This window comes from Adhaeribacter aquaticus DSM 16391, from assembly GCF_000473365.1.
Lineage (GTDB): Bacteria > Bacteroidota > Bacteroidia > Cytophagales > Hymenobacteraceae > Adhaeribacter > Adhaeribacter aquaticus.
Genome location: NZ_KI421517.1, coordinates 674,221 through 695,562 on the forward strand (window position 1 = coordinate 674,221; position 21,342 = coordinate 695,562).

Annotated in this window: 15 protein-coding genes and 1 tRNA gene; 7 read left to right on the top strand and 9 right to left on the bottom strand. The window is 37.0% G+C overall.

The window, feature by feature from the left end:
- The first annotated feature begins 71 nt into the window (after positions 1-71).
- The 4 genes from hflX (at position 72) to ADHAQ_RS0105030 (ending at position 5,140) form a co-directional block, all read left to right on the top strand.
- Positions 72-1,283: a GTPase HflX gene (hflX, locus tag ADHAQ_RS0105015; protein WP_026462011.1), complete on the top strand. Its 1,212-nt coding sequence runs from the start codon at positions 72-74 to the stop codon at positions 1,281-1,283.
- 193 nt (positions 1,284-1,476) lie between these two features.
- Positions 1,477-1,971, top strand: coding sequence for a SixA phosphatase family protein (locus ADHAQ_RS0105020; protein WP_026462012.1), 495 nt, complete (start codon positions 1,477-1,479; stop codon positions 1,969-1,971).
- A gap of 137 nt (positions 1,972-2,108) precedes the next feature.
- Positions 2,109-4,193, top strand: coding sequence for a polyphosphate kinase 1 (gene ppk1, locus ADHAQ_RS24540; protein WP_034256591.1), 2,085 nt, complete (start codon positions 2,109-2,111; stop codon positions 4,191-4,193).
- A 203-nt stretch (positions 4,194-4,396) separates the two neighbouring features.
- On the top strand, positions 4,397-5,140 hold the full coding sequence (locus ADHAQ_RS0105030) for a methyltransferase family protein (RefSeq protein ID WP_026462013.1): 744 nt from the start codon (positions 4,397-4,399) through the stop codon (positions 5,138-5,140).
- An 86-nt stretch (positions 5,141-5,226) separates the two neighbouring features.
- On the opposite strand, the gene ADHAQ_RS0105035 is transcribed toward ADHAQ_RS0105030, so the two are convergent.
- Positions 5,227-6,291, bottom strand: coding sequence for a DUF6268 family outer membrane beta-barrel protein (locus ADHAQ_RS0105035; protein WP_157433346.1), 1,065 nt, complete (start codon positions 6,289-6,291; stop codon positions 5,227-5,229).
- A 43-nt stretch (positions 6,292-6,334) separates the two neighbouring features.
- Complete coding sequence (locus ADHAQ_RS0105040; RefSeq protein WP_051359718.1) at positions 6,335-10,114, bottom strand: metallophosphoesterase; 3,780 nt, start codon at positions 10,112-10,114, stop codon at positions 6,335-6,337.
- A 401-nt stretch (positions 10,115-10,515) separates the two neighbouring features.
- On the opposite strand from ADHAQ_RS0105040, the gene ADHAQ_RS0105045 reads away from it, so the two are divergent.
- On the top strand, positions 10,516-11,703 hold the full coding sequence (locus ADHAQ_RS0105045; RefSeq protein WP_026462016.1) for a Pycsar system effector family protein: 1,188 nt from the start codon (positions 10,516-10,518) through the stop codon (positions 11,701-11,703).
- A 90-nt stretch (positions 11,704-11,793) separates the two neighbouring features.
- Here the strand turns inward: ADHAQ_RS0105045 and ADHAQ_RS27080 are convergent, their stop codons facing one another.
- Positions 11,794-12,921: a DUF2652 domain-containing protein gene (locus ADHAQ_RS27080; RefSeq protein ID WP_051359719.1), complete on the bottom strand. Its 1,128-nt coding sequence runs from the start codon at positions 12,919-12,921 to the stop codon at positions 11,794-11,796.
- A gap of 391 nt (positions 12,922-13,312) precedes the next feature.
- Here ADHAQ_RS27080 and ADHAQ_RS0105055 point away from each other — a divergent pair.
- Positions 13,313-13,384 (top strand) — tRNA-Arg (locus tag ADHAQ_RS0105055).
- 728 nt (positions 13,385-14,112) lie between these two features.
- Positions 14,113-15,990: an acyltransferase family protein gene (locus ADHAQ_RS27085; RefSeq protein WP_051359720.1), complete on the top strand. Its 1,878-nt coding sequence runs from the start codon at positions 14,113-14,115 to the stop codon at positions 15,988-15,990.
- A 393-nt stretch (positions 15,991-16,383) separates the two neighbouring features.
- Here ADHAQ_RS27085 and ADHAQ_RS0105065 read toward each other — a convergent pair whose 3' ends face one another.
- From ADHAQ_RS0105065 to ADHAQ_RS0105090, 6 genes are all read right to left on the bottom strand, one after another.
- Positions 16,384-16,839 carry a hypothetical protein gene (locus tag ADHAQ_RS0105065; RefSeq protein ID WP_245590576.1) on the bottom strand — a complete coding sequence of 152 codons (456 nt, stop codon included), beginning with the start codon at positions 16,837-16,839 and terminating at the stop codon, positions 16,384-16,386.
- A gap of 172 nt (positions 16,840-17,011) precedes the next feature.
- Complete coding sequence (locus tag ADHAQ_RS0105070; protein ID WP_026462018.1) at positions 17,012-17,938, bottom strand: phage/plasmid replication domain-containing protein; 927 nt, start codon at positions 17,936-17,938, stop codon at positions 17,012-17,014.
- Between the two features lie 33 nt (positions 17,939-17,971).
- Complete coding sequence (locus ADHAQ_RS0105075) at positions 17,972-18,505, bottom strand: hypothetical protein (RefSeq protein ID WP_026462019.1); 534 nt, start codon at positions 18,503-18,505, stop codon at positions 17,972-17,974.
- A complete protein-coding gene (locus ADHAQ_RS0105080; RefSeq protein WP_026462020.1) occupies positions 18,499-18,792 on the bottom strand; it encodes a helix-turn-helix domain-containing protein in 294 nt (97 codons plus the stop codon). The genes ADHAQ_RS0105075 and ADHAQ_RS0105080 overlap by 7 nt, the downstream gene beginning before the upstream one ends.
- A gap of 105 nt (positions 18,793-18,897) precedes the next feature.
- Positions 18,898-20,076 (bottom strand): hypothetical protein, encoded by a 1,179-nt coding sequence (locus ADHAQ_RS0105085; protein WP_026462021.1) that lies wholly within the window; start codon positions 20,074-20,076, stop codon positions 18,898-18,900.
- 9 nt (positions 20,077-20,085) lie between these two features.
- The gene (locus ADHAQ_RS0105090; RefSeq protein WP_034256592.1) at positions 20,086-21,138 is read right to left on the bottom strand and encodes a site-specific integrase; all 1,053 of its coding nucleotides are present in this window, start codon (positions 21,136-21,138) and stop codon (positions 20,086-20,088) included.
- Positions 21,139-21,342 lie beyond the last annotated feature (204 nt).

The following is a 21,342-nucleotide window of genomic DNA, read 5'->3' on the forward strand; positions in this document are numbered from 1 at the left end:
GTTCCAGTAAAAGTGGCTGGTAACCATTAATAAAAATTGGTATAGCTGAAATGGCGAAATAAATAAATTACATGGCAAAAAAACTTCACGAAACTGCAAAGGAACAAGAGACGGCTATTTTAGTTGCCGTACCAAACAAACTTCAGGCAGAGGAAAAAACAAACGAATATTTAGATGAATTAGCTTTTTTAACCGAAACAGTAGGCGCCGTTACTGTAAAGCGGTTCATACAAAAGCTGGATAAACCGGATATCCGGACCTATGTAGGCAAAGGAAAACTTGAAGAAATAAAGGCTTTTGTAAAAGAGTTTAATATAGATATGGTCATTTTTGATGATGACCTTACGCCTTCCCAGGTTCGAAATCTTGAAGCCGAATTAGGCGTTAAAATTGTTGATAGGAGCTTACTTATCCTGGATATTTTTGCTATTAGGGCAAAAACAGCACAGGCCCGCACGCAGGTTGAAATGGCCCAGTACCAATACTTTTTACCTCGGCTTACCAACCTCTGGACCCACTTATCGCGGCAGAAAGGTGGAGTTGGAATGCGTGGTCCTGGTGAAACAGAGATTGAAACTGACAGACGGATTGTGCGGGACAAAATTGCGTTGCTTCGAGATAAACTCGAAAAGCTGGATAAGCAAAATTTCCAGCAGCGTAAATCCCGGACTGAAATGGTACGCGTAGCCTTGGTAGGTTATACCAACGTAGGCAAATCTACTATAATGAACCTGCTTTCCAAATCAGAAGTATTCGCTGAAAACAAGCTATTTGCTACCGTGGATGCTACTGTACGAAAGGTAGTCATTGATAACATACCATTTTTGCTTTCTGATACTGTAGGTTTCATCCGGAAACTGCCTACCCGTTTAATTGAAAGCTTTAAATCTACGCTAGATGAGATCCGAGAAGCTGATTTACTGATTCACGTAGTAGACATTTCGCATCCTTCCTTTGAAGAACACATTGAAGTAGTAAATCAAACTCTTAAGGATATAGAATCTGCTGATAAACCGGTAATGCTGGTATTTAATAAAATAGACCAGTACCGGGTACAGGAAGCAGATGAGATGAATGATATGGGAGAAGGTGCGGAAAGGCCAACGATAGAAGAACTAAAAACAACCTATATGGCCAAAATGCATGCGCCGGCTATATTTATTTCGGCGGCCGAACGCCTAAACATTGATACCCTGCGGGAAGAACTCTCCCGTAGAATTGCGGCCGTTCATTTTGTGCGTTATCCTAATAATATTGAGCAGCCATTAGATAATAACCAATAATAATGGTTACAAGAACCATTCAAATAAGACTTTAATAAATTAGGTGAAGAGTATAAGTCAGCTTATACTCTTTTTTATTTCTAGTGTACTGCTATGCTGCTTAAAGCTAGCAAGCCACTTAATATAGAGAAAGCATCTTTTTAATTAAAAATAAGTAAAAGGCATAAACCCTGTACTAGTTAAACACTAACCTATGAAAACCTTATTCTTAATGCGTCATGCCAAATCCAGTTGGGATTTTGAAGACCTTAGCGACCACGACCGACCACTAAACAACCGGGGTCGGAAAGATGCGCCGCTCATGGGCCGGGAACTAGTATCCAGAGAAATAGAAATAGACCTGATTATGTCCAGCTCTGCCGTTAGGGCGCTTACCACCGCAACCCTGGTGGCCAAAGAATTAGAATATGACGCGGAAAAAATAGCTATTGAGGAAAGCATTTATAAAGCCAACAAGCACGAGCTGCTGGATATTATCAGGAGTATACCTAACCAGTTTGACAAGGTATTATTACTTGGTCATAATTACTCTATTACCGAAGTGGCCAATTTGATTTCGCCAGAAATAATTGCTGAAATACCAACTGCCGGCGTGGTGGGCCTTAACTTTACCTGTACTACCTGGCGCGAGATAACTAAAGAAAACAGCACCTTTCTTTTCTTTGATTATCCCAAAAACCATTCTTAATACAAGTATACAAATAAAACACCACTAGCTGATTGCCTGGTTGGTGATGAAGCATTATTTTTTGAGCTTAAACAGGTATAAAACGCATTAGCAAAAGTAAACTGCTTTTTCTATGCTTACCTGGCAGATAATCTATTATGGAAAAAGATAAAAAATTTCTAAACCGTGAATTAAGCTGGCTGGCTTTTAACTATAGAGTATTGCAGGAGGCTAAAGACGCTTCTGTGCCTTTACTGGAACGCATTAAATTCATGGCTATTTTTTCTTCTAATCTGGATGAATATTTTAAGGTACGGGTAGCCACGCTAAAACGGCTTATTAAACTTAAGAAAAAGACCCGGGAAAAATTAACGGAAGATCCGGCTCAGGAACTGGAACAGGTACTGGAGGAGGTTGCCCGACAGCAGGATGAACTCGGAGTAATTTTCCGGACGCAAATTCTGGAAGACCTAAAAAAGCAGCAAATATTTCTGGTAACTGAAAAAGAATTACAGCCTGAACAGGAGGAATTTTTAAAAGGTTATTACGAAGAACATATAAAGGACATTCTTGCTCCCGTACTGCTAAACGGCTTAAGTTATTTCTTTTTAAAAGATCAGGTAGAATACTTGATTATTCGTCTCGTTCAACCACGCCACTCGCATTTAGCGCAAGAGGCATTTGCCTTACTGGAGGTACCGGTAAAAAAACACGGCGGTCGTTTTGTGAAACTACCTACGCAAGGCGAAAACCGTTACTTTATGTTTTTGGATGATGTAATCCGTTACTTTTTGCCGCAAGTATTTCCCGATTACATAAGTGCGCAGGCTTATGCCATAAAAATTTCGCGGGATGCAGAGCTGGATATTGAAGAGGAAGTATCCGGAAATTTAATGGCCAAAATTCAGAAAAGCTTAAAAAAACGAGAAACCGGATATCCTGCTCGTTTGCTATTTGATGCAGATACCCCTCATTCTTTATTAAAAATCATTCAGGATAAAACCGGCATAACCTCCGATGAATTAATACCAGGCAGCAAATACCATAATTTCCGGGATTTTTTTGGTTTTCCTAACTTTAATTTGCCCGATTTAAAATACGAACCGCAACCAACTTTGCCCCATCCGCAATTGCGTTTCCATAAAAGTTTGTTAGAGGCTATTCATCACCAGGATTTTTTATTACATTATCCTTACCAGTCCTTTGAGTATGTAATTCGTTTTTTTTCCGAAGCAGCTGTAGATCCGGCCGTGAAATCTATAAGTGCTACGCTATACCGGGTGGCAGAAAAATCGCAGGTAGCTAAAGCCTTGGTGAAGGCAGCAAAAAATGGAAAGATAGTTACGGTGGTAGTAGAATTAAAGGCCCGCTTTGATGAAGAATCTAATATCTATTGGGCTCGCAAATTAGAGAAGGCCGGGGCAACGGTAATTTATGGTATTCCGGACCTGAAGGTGCATAGTAAAATAGGTTTAGTAACCCGACAGGAAGGTCAAAAAATGGTAAGTTATGCCTATTTGAGCACCGGCAATTTTAATGAAGTTACCTCCTATATATATGCCGATCATGCCATTTTTACCGCTGATACCCGCATTACCAAAGATGTAGAGAAAGTGTTCCAGTTCTTTACAGATCGCTTACCTAATAAGCGATTTAAAAACTTATTAGTGGCTCCGTTTAATATGCGGGAAAAATTTACGCAGCTTATAAACGAAGAAATACGAAACGCAAAAAAAGGCTTACCGGCCTACATGATTTTAAAGATGAATGCCTTACAGGATGAGCGCATGATAATGAAGTTGTACGAAGCCAGCAAAGCCGGCGTACAGGTAGAACTTATTGTGCGCGGCATCTGCAGCTTAATTCCGGGAATTCCGGGTTTAAGTGATAATATAACGGTACGTAGTGTTATAGATCGGTACCTGGAACACGCGCGGGTTTATATTTTCTGTAATAATAATCAGGAACGGCTTTATGTGGCTTCTGCCGATTGGATGACCCGGAACTTAAGCCGCCGGATAGAAGTAGGATTTCCGTTGCTAGACCCCAAACTACAACAGGAAGTTAGGGATATGGTAGAGTTTGAAAGAAAGGACAATGTAAAAGCCCGTAACTCCCGCAATATTTATTTGCGCCGGTCTCAGGAACCTGAGGTAAGATCTCAGTATGCTAAGTACGATTATTTAAAGCAGTTGAACCCCGCGCTCGAAAAGCCATCCGAAAGCGAACCCAGTAGCAAATAGGTATTTATAAAACCATAAGTACCTACCTACTTTAAATGAATGGATTAAATATTTAGGCTAAATAACACATGTGTATTGCATGATAAGGCATAAAATTAAGAGTAACTTATTGCAAAGGAAGAGTTGATAAGATTATTTCAAACTAAATGTTTTTATGTACTTTTGACTTCCTAATACCTACGGGTAAAGTTGTATTTTAATCCATGCCTTTAAGAGAAGAGTTTGAACAAAATGGCAATTGGCTTTTTGTAAGAAGAAGTTGGTTACCGGTATTGTTATACCCATTTGCCATTGCTATTATTTATTTTTACCCGGAAACTACCCATCACTATATTTCCAATGACCGCTGGGGCATCTTTTGCTTTCTAGTTTCTTTTTCAGGTCAGGTAGTCCGGGCTATTACTGTAGGTTTTACTCCCAAAGGAACTTCAGGTCGTAATACCTCACAAGGTCAGGTAGCAGAAACGTTAAACCAAACCGGTATATACTCCGTGGTGCGGCACCCGCTTTATTTGGGCAACTTTTTAATGTGGCTGGGGCTCTTTATGTTTATTGGTGTTTGGTGGTTTGTACTAATATGCGCTTTAGCTTACTGGATTTATTACGAGCGCATCATGTATGCAGAAGAAGAGTTCCTGCGCCGCCACTACTCAGCTGATTACGAAAACTGGGCCAGCCGGACACCCGCTTTCTTCCCCCGTTTATCTGGTTGGGTACCTTCCAAACTAGATTTCTCTTTCCGAAACGTTTTAAAACGTGAATACAATGGTATGTTTGCTACCGTCGTATCTTTTGTTTTGATTAATATTATCAGTAACTTTTTTGTTTTAGAAGAAATTAAAGTTGATGTTTTATGGCAAGCAGTTTTTGTTCTTGGAGCCGTATTATTCATAGTTCTCCGTACCCTGAAAAAAAGCACCAGGCTATTAGATATTCCGGGCCGATAAAACTACCTGTTCTTAAAAAGTATACAGTATAAAAAAAGCAGCCTCATTTTTAAATGGCTGCTTTTTTATTTACCTGAAGTGGATATTTATTGTTTTAGGAATCTTCTTGGCGGCACCAGGAAAACTTCTACTTTAAATAATGGCGAACCTTTTAATCGGTTATCAATTAAGGGTTCTCCTCGTTTAGAAAAAAGGAAGCCGTTGTTGCTTTCTTTATCAAATACATCAAAAGAAAAATTTACCCGATAGCCTGCTTCTGCTCCAACCCACAAGAAGTCGTATATTTCCCGCTCCCAGCGCACCCGGCCCCTAACTTCCGACCTACGTAACTCCATCGTTTCCAAATTAGTAAATTTAGGATCTACCACATTTATGTTATAATTGGCACCATCCACAGAGAGTCCGGCAAACCACAAAGATTTTTCGGAGGCGTTATACCTGATATCAAACCTGGCCGGCAAAATAGATTCTAAGCCCCATTTTGCATTAAAGGTGCGGTTATATAAAAAGGCAGGATAAATACGGCGGCGCCCAAGTACATAACCTAATTGAGCTCCCACGCCATAAGACAGCATCGGGCTTTTCTTCCAGCCATACAAAAACTCTACTGTCGTTTTCAGGTAATCCGGCACTGCTACCTGGTGCGATTCATAATCCCCGTTCAACTCACCTTTAACCCGGAAAATGAAATAATTTCGCTCATTTATAGGCCGTAATACCACCACTTGGCCGCCAAGGCTTTTTAAATTTTTATCTTCTATGTTATTATAAAATTTATAAGCCGGAGGCTGCGGGTAGTTAAAATTAAATTCTTCAAAAGAATAATCAAAACCAGCAATTATCTTTAAATGTGGATTATTAAGGGCCGGCACATAAAACTTTACATTAAATTTATTATTTCGCCGCACATCTCCCTCCCGGTTGCCTATGCTCGGATCCGGGGAAGTGGACCTTATGCCAAAAGTTGATTGTCGTTCGTAATTAATAACTACTCCCTTGCTCTTGCCCATCCCCTCTACCGATGGGTTAGCAAATTCTTTTGGAGATACCGGTAATTCGCTTGGATTAGATGTGTCTTGTGCTTTTACCTGTATCTGAAAAAATGTAAAACTCAACAGCACTCCCCAGTAATAAAGCTTATTCATTTTCATAGTTTTATTTAAACCAATAGCATAGATTTTAATGGAATCCTTTTTAGAACAGGAAGCCAAAGGTCACGTTAAAAAGTTTTTCGCTTTCTCCAACGGTATAAGTACCAGAAATTAGTGCTTGTTTAGCTATATCAAACCAGAGACCTCCACCAACTCCCCGATGTAGTCCCTTGAAGGGATTTCTTGAAGGATCATCATCTGTGAAAACCCGACCGTGATCTACTAATCCTAACACTCCAAAACTGCCAGGAAACAAATAAATATTGTAGTTAGATAGCTTTACCCGCGCCTCAAAATTAGCATAAAGGGTACTCCGGCCAGCATACCGCGCGATCCGATAACCTCTTAAATTGGTTGTACCACCCAAAGTATTAGCCTGGTAAAAGCGATAGTCACCAAAATTATGAGTTCCTCCTATCCGGCCAGCCCAGGTAAGCTGAAACGGGAAGTGCGGTGTAAGGTAAAACCTTACCTCGGAAGCAAATCGGGTGAAAGACATATTCTCGCCGCCTAACTGACGACTTACATTAGCTTCATTTAACCACCGTATCCCAATTTTAGGATTTATGATATTATCTACTGCCGATATATTCATAAACATACGGGCGCCCAAGTATTTATTTAAATCAAAAGAGGTTGGCTCCGTTTGGGCTATCAGCTCACGGGCAATGGCTCCTGTCTCATTCCTTTCCACCTGAAACATGTCGAAACTAGGACCAATACCTACTTTTACAAAATGAAAAACATCATAGTTAAGGGTGGCAGAGGCTATATACCGGGAAAACCGTACCCTATAATCTTCAATGCGCGATTCATCTGCATCTCTTCTGTTTCCTTGTCCGAAATAGTTAGCCAATAATTGAGGTCCGTTTCGGCTGGCATGTAATTCTAAATCCCAATCTTTGATAACATCTGTAAATAACCCGTTATACCTAATATTATAGGCGGAGGTAACAAAGGCATAATTTGCTAAAAAAGTATGTTGGGCCGCAAAAGGTTCTTTCCGGAATTTATGGGTGCGGTAAACAAACCCACCTCCTATATATAAGCGATCATCTATATTATACTGTAAAGAAATTTTTGGACCTACATAAGGAATTTTATGTGCGGTACGCTCATACTTATTAACCTCCGGATAATCATCTGTTTTGTTTTTTGTTTCCGGACCAAAATGAAACACGTTGTTTGATTCTGTATCATAAACATAAGTGCGCCGCATCAAACCTTTTACAGAAGAATTATCGACAATACTGTCCCGGTCATTCCCACCAATTATCCTTATCAAGGAACCTTTATTTGCATTACCAGTTACATTAAATACATCCTTCCCATCAAGCCCATACAGCCTGATCTCTTTTGTTTCCTTTGGATCAAAGGTGCGCCTATACAAATGCCTGCCTAGCGTGCCGTCCCGCTTAATATTCCGGACATGCACTTCTGTCAAGCCGCCTTCAAGTCGTTTTATTTCAAAATGTTCTCTTTTATCGCTACCAGTAACATCAACTATTTTAGAGAGGAAAGTATGATAGTTTGCCGCTAACTCCGGTAAAAGATCGCGACGAGATTTTAATTTAGCCGCAAGTTCCGGAGCCGACTGTTTATATACCTCTTCCGGGAGTTCCCGCAAGGCTTCTGCTATTACATTATCAGTAACTTTGGCTTTTATATCCTGAGCAATAGCAACCCATTGCTCTTTCGTAACACTTGAAAGAAAAGTACGGTCATTTGTTAAAGCCGTTAAATTTAGCCCGATATAATCGTTATAGTCATATCCAAAGTTCTGGAAGTTTCGCACTGCCCACTTACGGGTGGTTAGATACGGAATCAAACCATCGGCTTTAAAAAAGGCTACGTCCCGGTCCTTCGGTACAGGCTCATAAAATCTGCCTTCTTCCATTTTCCGTTCTGCCCACCGCCACTGACCTTCGTGCCGGTCCCAGTCGCCTATCAGCATATCAAACAACCGGGCCCGGGCAAAACCTTTTTCATCTATTACATTGTCGTTGTCGGCTTGCTTTCTTTCCAGTACTTTTTCAGTACCCACTAAATTACGGGCATACCCTAAACTGGCTACATCCTGATGGTCTTCGTCTGGATTTTCTTCCAGTGTAGCAACGGTGTTTCCTACCCGTGGCAGATACGGACCTAATAAAGGATCATTAGGTATATAAACTAATTTTGGATTTACGTGAAAAACCCCGGCTGCTTTAGACAACGTAGGCAATACCAGTGATCCGTAGGGGTGCTGAGCTGAGATTTGGTCTTGTAGAATATCACGGGCAAAAGTTTCCCGCAGGGGCTCAGGTAACACAGCCTCTGGATTTTTATTTATGGAACGTAAGGAGTATTCCCGCCCTTCTTCATTGCGCAAACGCAGCGAAATAGTTTGTTTTCCGCCGCCCATTCTATATGGTTGTAATCCGCCTTTTTCAGTAGTTAAATCTAACAGCGGCATTTTTACCGGGGTACTCCAAATAGAGCGGTAATGCTCTCCCAACAACACCTTTTTTATAGCCCCGGCCTTATAAGCTGGGTTAGCCGCTACGGTAACAGTACTATCGCTGTAATTTGGCCGACCGGCACGTAAATTTATCTGAGGTTCCTGGCCTTTGGCTACTACGGCTCTGGCCTCTTTCTTGTACATAAGGGTTTTATAAAACATTTTCCCCTCGCTGCCATCGCCTACCGGTTCCCAGAATTCTGCCCAAACCTCTCCATTCTGATAATAATTTACTTTTACATATCCTTTAGCTTCGTGGGCAAAAACAGCTTGTCCACCCGCAGCTATATGCTGCGTTTTACATCCGGAACCACTTACAATTGTTGGTACATTATCTACTTTAAAATACTGCAAACCGTGCTCATGGCCGGCAGTATAGGCCACATTAGGGTATTTCCGGAAAACTCCCATTAATCCCTGAATAAAGGCCTGGTATTTAGGATGAGCTACATCCTGACTGATTCCGCCGTATTTGCGGGCAAAAGGATATATGGACCCAATAATGGGCATTGGCAGATACAAATAATCTTTCAGCATGGTTAGCGGAAAGAAATGATCTTTTAAGGTAAAATAGCCACCATGGGTACCGTTGGTAAATAAGGGATGATGGGCCACAACCATTACATGCTTATCGGCATTACGCCCTATTACATCTTCTAACTGGGTCAGTACTTCCGCCTCATCGGTTACATCACAATAGTTATTGGCACCGTAGGGACGCTCCTGGTCTTGTAACCACCATTGCGAATCCAGTACAATTAACACTACGTCATCCTGCAAAATCACCTCAAATGGTCCCGGACATCCCTGATCAGGCACGTAAAAATTACCTCCGTTTACCACGGTAGAATCCCTTAGGTAAGCTTCCACATAAGCTTCCTGCCTGATTACCGCTCTCAGGCCACCCGGAGTACCTTGTGCCCAATCGTGGTTGCCCGGAATCATGTATTTTTCGCCCCTATACCCCTTAAAAATATCCAGTTGGGTATTCATCCGTTCTTCATCCCTTTTTCTTCCGGGTGCATTGGGCTCTGTTAAACCGAAATTATAAATATTATCTCCCAGGAAAACAGTAGCACTTTTCTCCTGGGCTTTCATTATTTCATTTTGCAGCAATTTAAGCGATGGTTCTAACGGATCTTTGTTAGGCGCTCCCACATCACCAATAAGAAAGATACTATAATTAAGTTGACTGGGGTCCGGTGTAGCCTTGTTAGACTCCCAGTTTCTCGCCTCCTCATTATAATAGGGTTTTATTAAAGTACAGGCGTTAACTAAAAAGAAGAAAATCAAAAAAATATAAAAACGATATCCTTGTTTCATGGACAATACTTTACTTAAAACAGCTACACCTTTACCAGGTTAGCTGATATGGAGATATTTAAATTATTTTACTTGTTTTACTACTTATAACATAACAATTCAGGAGCTTCCTGGTTTATTATTTATATACTATATACAGAATATGCTATCTGACGTAGAACATTCCAGAAAGTTTTATTTCAGTATTCAAATAAGTAAATGCTTATACGGCAGGTTACTACTTTTATATAGCTATTCTGAAAAATTTATTAGCAGTTCTTTACCAAAAGATGAGCTTTTTTTAAATTAAACTTTACGCTTATAAATGCGTTTCAGAACCCAATAGTATTATTTGAATATTTTGATCTATATTTATTACCAACCGGCTTCAGGCAACGTATATGGGCTGACGCAGCACTATTATGAGAGACGAAGAAATTATTAGAAAAGCAAGCGAATATGTTTTTTCTTTATTTAAAGAAAGGCTATCCAAAAAGCTTGTTTATCACAATTATAAACATACTTCTGAAATTGTAAAGGAAGTCCGCAACCTGTCGGAAGAATATAATTTGGAGGATGCTGACCAGGAAGCCCTATTACTAGCTGCTTGGTTTCATGATACGGGATACAGTGAGACCTACAATGGCCACGAAGACAGAAGCAATGACATTGCCGTAACTTTTCTTCAGGAACAAGGCTACCCCGAAGACCGTATTCAGGTAGTAACGGATTGTATTATGGCTACCAAAGCCAATTTTACTACTGCTAATTTATTACAGGAAATTCTGGCCGATGCCGATATTTCTAATATTGGTAAAGACACTTTCTTTTCTACTGCAGAATTACTTCGGGTTGAGTGGGAAATTTTTTTAAACCGCTTTTACTCCGATACAGAATGGGCTCAGCAACAGCTTGACTTTTTATTATCAGCCTCTTTTAAAACCCAGGCTGCCCAAAAAAGGTTTGGCGAACAACTTACGGTAAATATTCAGGAGCAGCGGAAACGGTTAAAAGAGGTAAGCGAAAAACACAAGAAAAAAGAGAAAAAGCAGCGCGAAACTTTAGCCCAACCCAAACGTGGCATCGAAACCATGTTTCACACCACCTATAACAACCACATGAGTTTAAGTAACATTGCCGACAATAAGGCAAACATGATGATCAGCTTAAATTCTATTATATTATCAGTAATTATAACTTATTTAGGAGCTAAAACTTCTGTATTGGGTACTGAGTTTACCCGAAATCCTATTTTATTGGTACCCGTGGGCACACTTTTACTAACTACGCTGGGTTCTGTGGTATCGGCTATTATGTCGGCCCAACCAGAGGTTACCAGTTTTAATATCCGACCTAATAAAGTAAAGAGTAAAAAAGTAAATATTCTTTTCTTCGGTAACTTTACTAAAATACCACTTTCTGATTTTCAGGCTGGCATGCACGAACTCATGCGGGAAAAAGATGCCTTGTATAGTAATATGATTACGGATATCTATTATTTGGGCGAGGTATTAAGTAAAAAGTACCGCCTGCTGCGCATCTCTTATACCATATTTATGATTGGGCTAATCTTAACTGTGCTTTCCTTTGTTGTAGCTATGTCCAGATAACTAAGACCAAAGAACTGATTTAAAGACACGCGGTAATTGCTGTAGGCACACCTGATTGCTTTCAGCAATGGCCGCTCCTGAATTAGTTGTTTAGTTTGCGTAATTAGCCTGGTACATACGCTCACATAAGGCTTTTAAGCGCTGTAAAGATTTTCCTAAAAACAACTTCATGCGCCTCCGCATAAAAAAGTGGAAAAACCGCTGAGTTAGGATAATACGGCTATAATGGAATTTGATATTTATATAAGTGTGGTGCTCATCAACGGCCATCAGGTAATAAAATAGCATGGCATTCGGGAATATCCGAAAGTTCGCAATCTTCTCTACGTATTCTATCCGCTCTTCCCCTATAAAACTTTGTACCGTCTGGATATCAATCTGCCCGTTGTTTAAATCACATTTATAAGACATCCCCATTCGGTTGGCTTTGGTTGTATCAAAGTGTACCTGCTTCATGCCCGACACCCAACCTGGTTTTAGCCTAAAGTTACTGACTACGCGCAAAACAAAGCGAGCTGGTGCTTTAATAGTGATGCTGGCCGAATAAACATTAGGAAAGTCCTTTTTATTATCCAGCGGGCGGTTATTAGTTACCAATAAGCGCAAAGGTGTTAAAAAAGCATACCGGTAATTAATATCCCCTAAATATTCGTAAGTAGTGCATCCCTTTTTTAATCGGGTCCAACCAAAATTAGGCTTAATGGTTTCTTTAGGCTGCGTTTTCAGGTAATCTTCTGTCAACAGCAAATACTCATCGCCTTCTACATTATTTTTAAGTAACCGATGCGCAATAATAACATCTTTACCCATTAATTTTATGTGCTCCCGAATGTTGGTAACACTGACATGACCATAGTGGGCCACTACTTTCAAGGTTAAATTGCTATTAGATAAAGATGCCCCCATGCTTGAGCCAGTATCCCGTTCTACTATCCGCAGGTAGTTCTGAAAATCCAGAAAGATTTGTTTACACTGATTAACTACTTCCTGTACAGTAGGAGGCTCTCCCAGACGATAAAATAAAACGGCATCACCCTGTATTTCAGAGATAGACATATCCAAAATATTGGCCTCAATTATTATCTCCAATAATTCGGCAATGAGGGTACGGCTTACCTTTATACCCGTTTCATTTACATATTTTGTAAAGCCGCTAATATCCGGAATAAAAATTAGAGCCGCCTGGATATCATCGGCATCAGAAACTAAATCGGGCATAAAGTTGAAACTTATTTAACTATACGTAAAGGTACTTTATAGCGGAATATCCCTCGCTATTACGGTTATTTACAAAAAAAGTAACTTCTCCCCAATCTTTTGCTTTTTAGTTTTAAGAGATGAATTTAAACTAAGTTGCTACAAAATTTGCCTTTACCTTTAAGTGCTGCCTTTAATTTTGTTAATTAACTAAACGGATAATTAATATGCTTATTTAACAGAATTTTAATAAACTATTTCTATTGGTAATTCCAGGTGGTTCTGGAAATTACTGCTTATGCCAATCAAGTAAGTTTTATAACCGCTTTGTGTGATGTTGCCATAAAATGTATATTTGCGTAACTGATATTGTTGGTTAAGGCAAAAGCTATAAGTGTTCTTGCCATATTAAGGCTGCGTAGTTCAATGGATAGAATAGAAGTTTCCTAAACTTTTGATATGGGTTCGATTCCCGTCGCGGCTACTAAACACCATATATAATGCTTTGATATTCAAAGCATTATATTAGATATTATTAATTAAGTAACAAGGGGGTAACAAAATCTATATTGTTATCCCTGTTACTTTTCAATTTATGGCCTTTACCCCCCTTACCTTAATTTTGGCAGCAGAAACTTTTGTCTAAGGCTGCGGTTACTTCTCCAAACCTTCCAGAGATTTTATACCCCCTCCCCCTGAATAGTAATACAAGGTTTTTACTTACCTACTTGCACGCAGATAGAGATTGGTAAGGCTGCGATTAATGAAGTGAAATGCCTAAGAATTTACCCAGACTACCCTCAAAAGCTTTATAACGATTTCACCCCCTTTTACCTTTAACTTGCCGGTATAAATGAATTCCTAGGGCTGCGGTTACAGGTTCATATTTTTCAAATAAAAGTAAGGGGCTTTAGAAAAAACATTTTATGAACCATCTTTTGACTATTTGCATCTTAAAATATTTATAGTCACTTCTTAAATGTATTTAATTCCATATTCTTTACAAGGAATAATCGATAAATATTTTATTCATTATGACCCTGTTTTATTGTTACAAACATAATGTTTAAGTGCGTTTTTTATAGCAAGTCATAATATATTATTTTTTAATAAAAACTAGATTTGTTAGAATATCACAATTTATGTATTAATTTAGTGGAAAATATTTTTTTACTGCTCCTTATAAGAGAATAGTACTCCATTGAAAACAAAATGACAAATAAAAATAACCTAGGATTAAATTTTAGATATGATATAAATGCGCTAAGAGCAATTGCGATTCTGGGAGTAATTTTCTTTCATTATAAAATTGAAGTTTTTGAAGGAGGCTTTACGGGTGTAGATATATTCTTTGTTATCTCTGGTTATTTAATGAGTAGAATCGTTATTAAATCAATTAATAAAAACGAGTTTAACTTTAAAGATTATTTTGAAAAAAGACTTAAAAGAATAGTACCTGCATTATTAATCCTTATTCTAACGATTACTTTAATAGGCTTTTTTGTTTTATTTCCCGAAGATTATTGGTTAAGCCAAAAGAATGCGGCGGGAAGTGTTCTGTTTTTATCAAATATATTATATTGGCGAACTTCAGATTATTTTGCTCCTTCTTCTGATACTAATATACTTTTGCACACGTGGTCTTTATCAGTTGAATGGCAATTTTACATTCTTTATCCTATTTTTCTATTAATATTAAACAAAGTGTTCAACAGAAGAGCATACTATATTGTATTCTTCATTGGATTAACAATTATATTATTTATATTATCTGCCATTTATACAAGTATAAATCCTACTGCCTCATTTTATTTGCTCCCTACTAGGGCTTGGGAGATGATGTTTGGAGGGATTGCTTATTTTTCAGAGGATTTAATAAAAAACATTAAATGGAGAAAGGCTATAGCTTGGATTGGATATACTTCATTATTGGCATGCTTTTTACTCCTTAACACCTCTATGGTATGGCCAAGTGTATATACCATTTTCCCAGTATTTGCTACATTCTTAGTTATAATAGCGAATTACAATGAATTCAAAGTAGTTAAGCATGTAAGTATTCAATTTATTGGTAAAATTTCCTACTCTTTATACCTTTGGCATTGGCCTATTTATGTTATAGCTCAATATTTTGGGGTACAAGCCAATTTAGGATCAGCAGCATTATTCACCTTGCTTTCAATTGTTATTGGATATATTTCATTTACATATATTGAGACGAATAAATTTTATAGTAGTAAAATAATTATTGCTGCTATGGTATTGCTCTGTATTAGTGCTGCTTGTTTAGGGTATTTCAGATTAAATAAATTTTTGCATAATGCGAGTGCTATTAGCATAGCAAGTTATAATAAGAATCACCAAAAAGAACAAATCAAACAATTTAGCAGGAACGTTTGCCATATTGACACTAAGGCGGAGGATTTTAATAAGGAGCGGTGTCTATGTATAAAGGAGGGTAAAAAGAACATTTTACTTATAGGTGATAGCCATTTAGCTCAATTATCTTTATCATTAAGGGAACATTTAGAAAAGAGGAATATTAACTTATTGCAATTAACACTTTCAGCTACTTTACCTACTATAGAAAAAAGAGGCAAAAGAAATCCACATCTTAGGGAATTAATGGATTATATTTATCTTGATTTTGTTCCCAAGAATGCTGCTAAAATCGATGGAGTTATTATAAGTGCACACTGGGCTGCTGTAAAGGATATAGATAAAGAGGTAATTTTAAATGATATCAAAGAAGCGGTTAATTATCTTAAGAAGTACAATATAAATACTATTATAATCGGCCAAACAGAAGGGTATACAATCCCATATCCTGTTGTTGCTGCAAAAAATTTTGAAAGCAAAATTGAGAGAGAGAAATATCTTGATGATTATTGCTATGAAATAGATACATACTTAAGTGATAATTTAGGAGCAAGTTATATTAAAGTAATAAATAAAAATTCCTTTCCTACATTATCCTCTAAGAACGAACCTTATATGTTTGATATGAATCATGTTACAAAATTTGGGGCAGATTTGGTAGTTGAAAAAGTTTTGAATGACTCAACAGCTATGAATTTATTAAATAATTAGGATAAAAATGTTAATTGATATATGAGCCAAGAAGGACCTTCAATTTCCATTCCCCAAGTTGGAAAAATAGATATGAATATTGCTTTAGATTATGAACACTAATCCTTGTACATATCGATTAGTTTCAATTAAAGCTTTCTGAATAGTAAATGATGACTCTAAAATAGATAACATTTTACCATCAAGCTACTATAGGGTAATTCTTACACCCAGCCAATAATGCGCTCTCCTCCGATTGAACAGGAACAAATGAAGATAATTCAGCCACTTTTTTATTGTTTAACATTATTCCCTAAACACCAACTAACAATAGAAAAGCATTTTGAAAGTCAATATAAATGTCCAATCTTCCAGAACTTTTCTTTGTGTATTTTCATTGTGTCAACACTTAACTTAAGCTAGAAACCATAGTTCCTTTTCACTGTAAGCTATGCTTTTACCCTCCTCAACTATTTTATTCATAAGCTTCATATAAATTTTAGTTGGTTTACCTGCATAAGTTTTCTTAAAGTGCTTTTCGTATAGCTGCTCATAGAGCTTATCACTACCAAAAGCTTTCTCATACATTTTAAATAATCTCCTGTTCTTCTTGCTGTAAGTTTGAGATTCATACATACAGCCAGTGAAAGCCTCCCTATGCAGGAATCTTCCACCAACTGAATAAAGAATCCTACATAATTTATTAGTAGCTGGACAAAGGAAGTACCATACCTTACCTTTACCAATGTTTGAAGGAACAGTAACTAGAAGTACTTTATAATTAATTGGCTTATCTCTGGATTTATAATCTAGTTCTAAATAGGGCGATTCAGCATAGGTATTAACCATTATATTGATCCTGCCGGTCATATTACAGTTCCTACTCCAGGTAATCGTCCCACTTTTTCTTTGTTCAGTTTTTAGATATTCCCATTGTTTGAGGTTAGAGATAGAAATATTGAGTACATCATTAAATAAGGTAGGGAAAGATGAATGTCTGGGCATAATAACCTAAATCTTTAAGGAACTTGCTATTTTAATCTTACCTGTAGCTTTGTTTTACACGGTTTACTTTCCGGTTTAGTTCTTCTACCAGTTCTGGAGTGTTGGCCAAAGAAGTACTTTTTGCCAGTTGCTTTATCCTACTTCTTAACCGGGAATAATATTCTGGCTTATCAAATGTTTTCTGCTCTTTAAGTAAGTCCACATGATGCAGGAAAGCATCTAAACCTTTTTCCTGAATGGTTAAAGTTATTATCTGATTGAGGTAATCCTTTAGAGTTCTAATATTGTTTAAGTCCATCTTGATTAATGCTGTTTTTTGTATTGATTCATATTCTTTGGCCCATTGGTCAATTAAGCTCATATAAAAGCTTTCATCTATAAGGGTCTGAGGAGTTATAGAAGCTAGCTTTAACTGCTTGTTAAGCCTTTGCATGTACCTTAGTTCATACCTGAGTACATGCTGGTTCTGTAGTACTTGTGGAATTTCCCAGTCATGCCTTTTACTTTCTGCTATCTTGTTATAAAAGAGTTTTACCCGTTGGGTGTTGTTGTAATAAATAGATTTAGGCTGAACTAACCGTTGGTAGTAATTACTATGTCCTAAATAGGGGAAATAAGCTTCAGGCTTATATTTAACTATTAGGTTCTGAGCTATGTCTATCCTTGTAACTGTTGCTCTTTGTATAGGAAGGCACAAGGTGTCAGAAAGCATTTCAAAAGCCCGTTTGCTGTCGCTCCTGGTTAGGGTATGCAGGTTATCTCCAAAGTATAGTTTTGGCAGGCTTCCTTTCAGGCTTATTCCATAATCAGATACAGTTACTCTATAGTTGTTTAAATTGCCTGTGATGTAAGTTTGCCCATCTGCTTTATAGGTTTCTGCTACATGAGAGAGGGAAGAAAGGCAGTGAAATAAATCACCACCTGCCTCCTCTTTGCTTAGTCTAAGGTGTAACGTGTCATACATTGATTGATCCTTTTTGTCAATGAATACAGGTTACTATACAGCATTTCTATAATTATAAAACACCTTAGACTGTTCCCTTAGGCTTTCAATCTGGCAATCTAACTCCCCATCAATAAGCCTTTGATAGTAGAGGTTTACTAAGTTTCTACCTTCTGGAATAATAAGTATCTCTATTAGGCTTAGGTCTGCATTGGTGATAAACAGGTAGCAGTCATTTCTGAAAGGAAACATAGGGTTTAGGCTGCCATTGGTTAAAAGCCGGTTAGCATTAGGATACCCATAGCCATATTCAGGAAAGTCAGTATCCTCAAAGTAGATGCTGGAAAAGTTAAGGCTGCCATTGGTTAGGCTCCACTCAGCTAATCTTTTCCTGTCTGCCTGTACAAATTCTTTAGCCGGGGTTTTATAAAATGCTAGTTGCCCTTTGCTATTGACAAAAAAAGTCAAACCTGAATAGCTAGCGGTATTTGTGTAAGCAGTACAATCTAAGCGGGCTTTGCTTCTGATCTTATTTATAGCTTTTAAATGATCAGGTAAAGCTTCTAATCTAAGATAAGCAGCTAGCATCTCACACCTCCTTTTTTAAGGGTTATTTGAGTAGCAGCTTCCATTTCTATTTGATAGTTAGTTTTCACTGGATTTCTTAACATCCAGGTTTCCAACTCCTCCCGTTCAAAGGTTATCATTTTACCCTCTCCTTTGTAATGAGGGATTGAACAGGTAGATGTTAATTTGTAAAGGTTGGAAATAGAACGGCCTGTAAATTTTGCAGCCTCTTTGAGAGTTAAAGCTCTTTTTTGACTTAAAAGCAGATTTTCAATGCTATCTAGTCTTTGTATTATTTGCTCTTGCATAAATCAGATAAGATTTAAAGTACAATAGCAAAGGAAGTTTATAAGAGAAAACTAAAGAATAGTCAAGCATGTAGTATACAGCTGTATACAGTTAATGTACATTATTTAAAGTTCAGAACTTTGAATTCTTGTGATAATATCATCAATTAATTTATAGTTTGTCGGCTTACCTATTTTGGAGTTTTTGTAATTATTACTTGAACGCGATAATTGAGTATTAATAATGTCAAATGGTGTCTTCTTAAAAAAACATTTAGATGCAATATAATAGCGTCTCCCAAAATCTGGAATAGAAACCATCTTCTCTAAACAATCTAACATATAAGCTAGAAGAGTTTCGGTTCCAATCCACCTTATTGGATTGATATTTTCTAATTCAAATCCTGTAAACATTTTAATGAAATCATTTTCTAATGAATCCGCAGAGATAAGTCTTTCTTCTCTTAAAAACTTATAAAGTTCTATAATCGATATTTTAGATTGGCAATTAAAAGAGAACTTATTGTCATCCCTATAATCGATGTATTTTTTGTCCTTTAATGTATTATTTAAATTAACTGTATTATAGGTTAGTAAATATTTTTTAAATTCTCCAAGGCGTTCTCGTACCGACTTTTCTGAGTTTAGTATATATACCCTTTCTAAATGAGACAACACTTCTCTTGATAATGCTTCTCTTTCATCCAATGCGGTTTTCTGGAATAAGGTGTCAAGATGTAACAAATCATTTTTAAACAAGGTCTTCATTATCCCTGTGGCAAAGATAGCTTCATTGAAGTTCTTCTCTATTCTACTTACTTGTTCAATACTTAAGGGTCCTATTTTCCTACTACTTACAAGTTCATATTGAGCTTTTAAGAAGATTTTATTTAGCTCTACTCTATAAGACAGGGTTTCCATTTCATCCTTAGAATTATCTTTTAAATAATTTAATAAGGTATTAACTTCTATTTTATAATAGTTAATATCGCCTTTTTCTTCTATGTATTTGCGCTTTTGAGACATTAACCCTACCAAAGCCTCTCGTATTTCATTTGGAACTGAAAGAGATAATTTTACATACTCATATGAATTCACATCATTTGTTTTTTCTATAAAGAATTTCTTTACAGAAGGATTAACTACATCAAAATTCAATTGTCTAGAATCTAACTCTTTGTAAATAGCATCTAAACCTTCCTGATAAATTGGAAGTCTTAGTATAGCTTTTTCCTTTTCTTCACCAGTTAAGGATAATACATAAGAAATGGCTTCATCAAGGCTTGAAGGGTTTTTATTACTCATATTAACACTTTAAAAATCAATTTCAGGCAATCTATTAACTGCTTGCTCTTTTAAAGCTTCAACTGCTCTTACATATTTTTGAGTATGTTTAAAGCTCGTATGTCCTAGGAGGCTTGACACTGTACTGATATCAGTTTCATAAATAACAAGATTTGTAGCAAAAGAATGTCGGGCTACATGGAAAGTAATATGTTTTTCTATTTCTGCCTTTTTAGTCCAAGCTTTTAAACTCTTTGATAAACCTGTATGAGAAGGCAGTTTGAAAATACTTTCCTCTGGTTTCCCTCTATCACCTAATAATTTGAGTGAAGTACTATTCAGATTTATTGAAACTGGCTTATTTGTCTTTAACTGTTTAATCTTAAGAGTACCATTATATATATTACTCCACCTAAGATCTCGTATATCACAATATCTTAGCCCAGTACAACATGCGAATAAAAAAGCCCGTTTTACCTCAGTATTTCCACAATAAGTGTTAGCTAAAGTTTGTATTTCATCTGTGCTAAGAATATCCTTGATAACCCCTTCATTTTTCTTATTTTGAATTTCTACTCCTGGATTAAAAGCAAGAATTTTATCTCTATTAGCCTGCTTTAGTAGCTTTTTAAATTTAGCAAAATAATTGGCCGGTGTTTCTCCATTAAGGCGGCTTTCCAAGTAGGATTTAAAATCAATACAAAGCTGTGCTGTTACTTCATAGGGATACAGGTAATCTTTACCTACAAAGTCTTTAAAATACTTTAAACAACTCTTAACAAGTCTAATATCTTTATTTTTATAAGTATTAAGGAAGCTTTCAAAATAATCAATGAAATTAATCTTTTTCTTGAATCCAGGCTCAAAACCATGCTCTAGTGAATTAATATAAATTTCCCTCTTAGATCTAAGGCTTTCAGCCATTTTAAGAGTCTCTTTATTTTGCTGCCTATCAAGAGTAGAATTGGCTTTAAGAAGATACAATTTTAAAAAATCATAGTTTCTTTTGCCGTTGTGGTATATATCTAAGTATAAAGATATTTTGCCGCTTGCTAATTTCTTTTTCCTCAGTTCAACTCCCATAATTACTGATGGTTAGGCTTTAGTTGCTTTTACTAACTAAAGATAACATTAATAATATAATGAGTAACAATTGAGTAACAAAAAATAATATAAAAACAGAAAACAAAGGAAGGAGCAATCAATAATATAGCTTTATATAAAGCGTATAAGCCCTTTTTACTAATTAATATTTGCTGTTGTTTAATGGTGTTGTAGCCGTCGCGG

Coding starts and splice junctions, on each gene's coding strand:
- ADHAQ_RS0105075 (WP_026462019.1), bottom strand. CDS start 18,505: ATGCTAGCTGCTTATCTTAGATTAGAAGCTTTACCTGATCATTTAAAA.
- ADHAQ_RS0105030 (WP_026462013.1), top strand. CDS start 4,397: ATGCCTTTAAGAGAAGAGTTTGAACAAAATGGCAATTGGCTTTTTGTA.
- ppk1 (WP_034256591.1), top strand. CDS start 2,109: ATGGAAAAAGATAAAAAATTTCTAAACCGTGAATTAAGCTGGCTGGCT.
- ADHAQ_RS0105040 (WP_051359718.1), bottom strand. CDS start 10,114: ATGAAACAAGGATATCGTTTTTATATTTTTTTGATTTTCTTCTTTTTA.
- ADHAQ_RS0105080 (WP_026462020.1), bottom strand. CDS start 18,792: ATGCAAGAGCAAATAATACAAAGACTAGATAGCATTGAAAATCTGCTT.
- ADHAQ_RS0105065 (WP_245590576.1), bottom strand. CDS start 16,839: ATGACCGGCAGGATCAATATAATGGTTAATACCTATGCTGAATCGCCC.
- hflX (WP_026462011.1), top strand. CDS start 72: ATGGCAAAAAAACTTCACGAAACTGCAAAGGAACAAGAGACGGCTATT.
- ADHAQ_RS0105020 (WP_026462012.1), top strand. CDS start 1,477: ATGAAAACCTTATTCTTAATGCGTCATGCCAAATCCAGTTGGGATTTT.
- ADHAQ_RS0105070 (WP_026462018.1), bottom strand. CDS start 17,938: ATGTATGACACGTTACACCTTAGACTAAGCAAAGAGGAGGCAGGTGGT.
- ADHAQ_RS0105085 (WP_026462021.1), bottom strand. CDS start 20,076: ATGAGTAATAAAAACCCTTCAAGCCTTGATGAAGCCATTTCTTATGTA.
- ADHAQ_RS0105035 (WP_157433346.1), bottom strand. CDS start 6,291: ATGAAAATGAATAAGCTTTATTACTGGGGAGTGCTGTTGAGTTTTACA.
- ADHAQ_RS27085 (WP_051359720.1), top strand. CDS start 14,113: ATGACAAATAAAAATAACCTAGGATTAAATTTTAGATATGATATAAAT.
- ADHAQ_RS0105045 (WP_026462016.1), top strand. CDS start 10,516: ATGAGAGACGAAGAAATTATTAGAAAAGCAAGCGAATATGTTTTTTCT.
- ADHAQ_RS0105090 (WP_034256592.1), bottom strand. CDS start 21,138: ATGGGAGTTGAACTGAGGAAAAAGAAATTAGCAAGCGGCAAAATATCT.
- ADHAQ_RS27080 (WP_051359719.1), bottom strand. CDS start 12,921: ATGCCCGATTTAGTTTCTGATGCCGATGATATCCAGGCGGCTCTAATT.